General features: G+C 49.1%; 4 protein-coding genes. 1 reads left to right on the plus strand and 3 read right to left on the minus strand.

From position 1 onward, the window contains the following. From GF404_10160 to GF404_10170, 3 genes are all read right to left on the minus strand, one after another. Nucleotides 1–651: protein kinase (locus GF404_10160; GenBank protein MBD3382545.1), on the minus strand; the 651-nt coding region annotated here is incomplete at its 3' end. Nucleotides 652–745: 94 nt separating this feature from the next. Beyond that, nucleotides 746–2764 (minus strand): hypothetical protein, encoded by a 2019-nt coding sequence (locus tag GF404_10165; GenBank protein MBD3382546.1) that lies wholly within the window; start codon nt 2762–2764, stop codon nt 746–748. A gap of 510 nt (nt 2765–3274) precedes the next feature. Continuing rightward, entirely contained in the window at nt 3275–3592 is a 318-nt protein-coding gene (locus GF404_10170; GenBank protein ID MBD3382547.1) for a hypothetical protein, read from the minus strand. Nucleotides 3593–3780: 188 nt separating this feature from the next. Here GF404_10170 and GF404_10175 point away from each other — a divergent pair, with 188 nt between their 5' ends. Then, nucleotides 3781–3957, plus strand: a complete 177-nt coding sequence (locus tag GF404_10175; protein ID MBD3382548.1) for a hypothetical protein — start codon at nt 3781–3783, stop codon at nt 3955–3957. Nucleotides 3958–3978: the final 21 nt, after the last annotated feature.

Raw genomic sequence — 3978 nt, forward strand, 5'->3', positions numbered from 1 at the left:
CATCAGCATAAAATCGGAGTCTTCCTCGAACGGCACCGCGCCGGTCAGCATCTGGTACATGGTCACGCCCAGCGAATACAGGTCGGAGCGAAAGTCGATTTTTTTTCCGCGGATCTGTTCGGGCGACATGTACGGCAAAGATCCGGCCGCCGTACCGGTCTGGGTCAGCTTCGATCCGCCCAGGATCTTGGCGATTCCAAAATCAGTGATCTTGACCAGCCCGGAATCCGTCACCATTATATTTGAGGGTTTGATATCGCGATGAATGATCCCGCATGAATGCGCGTAACCGAGCGCTGAAAGCAACTGCCTGCCGATCATGGCGACATCGAGAATATCCATTGCGCCATCGGAAGTCAGGATCTCATCGACGTTCTTGCCATCAATAAACTCCATCACAATAAAATGGTTGTCATCGACGATTTCAAAATTGTAGATGGTGACGATATTGGGATGATTGAGTTTGGCCATCGCCTTGGCTTCACGATGAAACCAGGCCGAGAACTTCTCATCGGCGGCAAATTGCTGATGCAGAAGCTTGAATGCTATTTCGCGTTCGATGACGGTATCGAAAGCCTTGTAGAGGATTCCGAAACCGCCCTCGCCGCGCTTTTCGCGCAGTTCATATTTTCCTATCTTGCGTGCTTCCATGCTTACCAACTGAATGAAGACAAATTAGCCGGGCCAGACCGCAAGTCAACTAAAATTCACTATGTTAATTATTTCGGTGGCAGAACGAAATATCTTAGTACACCCAGCAGGGTGGCTCCGGAGAACCTGGAACGAAGGCGTAATTGATGATAAATACCGCGTCGGAGACATCCACGATGCCGTCACAATTGGCGTCGCCGGCGTCATACTCGGGCACCGGTTCCGGGAAACCGGCCACGAATGCGAAGTTAATGATGTAAACCGCGTCGGAGACATCCACATTGCCGTCGTTGTTGGCATCGCCATTATGAACGACGATGTTCATGCGCAAACTGCCTGAATTCAAAATCGTATCGGCTTCCAGCGGTACGGCATTCAATGTGATATCCCATTCCGAGCCCGAGACCAGGCCTCCGGCCGCGGTGACATCGACAGCCACATACACTGAATCGCGTACAAAAAGCGGATATACGGAATCCGGAAAACTAAACTGCCAACCGCTGTCAGCAGTCGCGCTCATACGGTAGAGTGAATTCTCCTGCCCGACATTCTTTACCCAGAAATAGACCCGCCGGCTTCCGCTGGAATAGATTTCAGCCGGACCATCACCACTTATCTCCGAAGCATATTCAGGAAACGGAAGAAAACTGGCCGAGAAATTATAACTGGCCGAATCCGCCTGCCAGCTTTTAACCGCAGGATTGAGCATAACATAATTTTTCAAATCAAAATCGTGAACAATCAATGACCCCGCCTGGGCACTGTTCAACTCGATTTGATCGAAATGGTACACCCCCCCGGGTTCAGAAACGACATAGCCGGCGCCAAACTCGAGACTGTCAACACCGTCGAAACGAACCACCAAATCACCCAGCAGTCCTCCCGCCGGGTTGAATTTCAGATAATTCGCTCCCAGCCCCCAGGGTTTGTACCCGGGCGGAGGACCGACCTCACCGGTCGGGTAGAAGTTCACTTCACCGGTTAAATCCACCAGCGGATAATCAGCGCCGTCCTCGTAATGGTTGCCGTCATCACGGAATCCCGTCATCCAGTTCCAGAGCGCGAATTCAGCATAGGCCCCGGAAAGCGAACTGCCGTAATCCACCAGAACGGAGTCGAGCACAATATATATATCGTCTTCATAGCGGAGGTCTTCCCAGACGTTTCTTACAAGCACAGTATCGTAGTTGCTGTCGAGAAAGCGATTGAACACAAACGCGCCGTAATGCCGAAAGTCCTGCACAGAATCCAGGGGCAGTTGAGGATAGTCAAAAAAATCCTCGAGGTAGGCGTAGTTGTCGTTGACCAGGGGAAAGCAGATCTCTTCAATCCACGCTGATGAAACTTCCATGTACCAGATAGCAGTCATGTAATTCAAGCCGAACTGGGTGGCATGGAAATACTCGTGCACCGCTGTCACCCTGGCCGCGCCCTGAGCGTCTCCCTCAGGGTCATCGTTGGGCGGAAAACCATCATAATCATTATCCATGACCATATAGGTAACGTAATCATTCCACGGGTTCGGACCTTCGATCTCCGGGGCGGTATAGCCGTAATAGGGTATGTCCATCAGGTAGATATCGTAGCGATTGTCCCCCCCCGCTGAATCATCCACGGGCGGAACCGGATAGCCCAGGTGCAGGTGCAGACATTTATACGCGCTGTCTGCATAAACAGCTACCCGCTCGACAAAATCGGGCACCCCATTGGCAGGATCCAGGTCGTCAAGGGAGACAGCGTTTTCACCGCTGGTATTGAAATGAATCTTATAATATCCCGCCGGGCTGTCGTAGGTGTCAGTCAATGTCGGTCGTGAGAGGGCATCACGTATAGCCTCACGTTCGGTAACATCCAGCAGGTCGAGATTTTGCCAGACCTCCAGGATCGCACCGGTACCGGATTTACCCGGTCGCTCAGAATCGCTTTTATATTTTTGGGGAAGCAAATCCGGATCAGTTACGGCGTAGACCCGGTAGAGAATTCTCTCCGCCAGTCCTATCGCGCCCGAATTGTAATCCTGACTGAGCGCGGTTGACTGCTTAGACGCCGAAAGCGAATTACAAAGCGAAACTATAAATGTTAAAAGCAGTAAAGCAGTTAATCTCAATTTCATCCGCATGTCTCTGTGACTTCTATTCTTCTGATAAACAGATCGGCCGTTTCCGTGAATATAACAACCTGAATTGTCGGAAGTTTCCTCCGGAAAAAAACCTGCAAGTAATTGATGCTACCGGGATAATGATAACATGAAAGCGGTATTTGTCAATCGTAAAAAAACCCTCCGGCTAAAACTTGACTTATCTCTCCTCTTCTTCTTAGCCGAAGGGCGGTAAGTTAGAAAGTCTCCTGTGCTTCAGGAGTGTCCAGACTTACGCCTGGTTCGCAATGTTAACAAGCCGAATTCACCTGATAGTATTCTGTTCGAAATAGAGACGAAATTACTGGTGTTGAGCTGTTGTAGCATGTACGGATGCCAGACCTGCTTTTCCACGTATTGAGCCTGATTCTGTATTGTTTTTTGGCGGTCCATAAGACCTCCTTCCTATGTGGAGCGCGGGACGCTCCGGCAGGCGGTGAAAACTTCGAAGAGCTTTCTCTATAATATAGTCATTTGACATACACCTCAGACATCCAGTTTCTGCCGTAACTTATTAATAGCCCTAACCTTATAAATATGTACAACCTGCTGGCTAATACCCAGGATTGTGCCGGTTTCCCGCTCCGTGCGGCCATCCAGGATCAACTTGATTACCTCTTTCTGGCGACGGGAGAGGGAGTGGTTTATATGCCAGCGCAACCGGCTTATGAAGCGGTCGAAACGTTTCTTTTCAGCATCATCGCTGTCGTCCTGGTGATACGCTGAAAGCTCGTTGGCAAAAGCTTCGATATCTTTCTTGCCACACAATAATTCTGCGAAAAGATACTCTCGATTGCGGTTCATATCACGTATAATATACGGTGATTATCAGAAAATCCACTAATATCGTGGAGAGCTCCAGTAAGATTAGGATTCTGTTAAAACTGCACTTTCATGAATAGTTAATTTTAATTTCACTGTTAACTAATAAAAACATTTAAAATCGCAAGTGAACGTATCAAATCCGATAACATCTCAACCCGGGGGAAGCGATGCGTACTTCTTCTAACACTGCCACCAATGAGCTGTACTCTCGACGGGCATGGGTGTCATACAGGCTCCAGAGTATGCCTGCTTCGAAAATGGCCAAGGTGGTAAATCGTATTCTAAGCGGCGATGATATCCTGATCAATCCACTCAAAGATGAGGAACAGAAAGAAAAGAGCTGATCGCGCTCAACTACGTTAAGC

The organism is Candidatus Zixiibacteriota bacterium, from assembly GCA_014728145.1.
In the GTDB taxonomy this organism is placed as follows: domain Bacteria; phylum Zixibacteria; class MSB-5A5; order JAABVY01; family JAABVY01; genus WJMC01.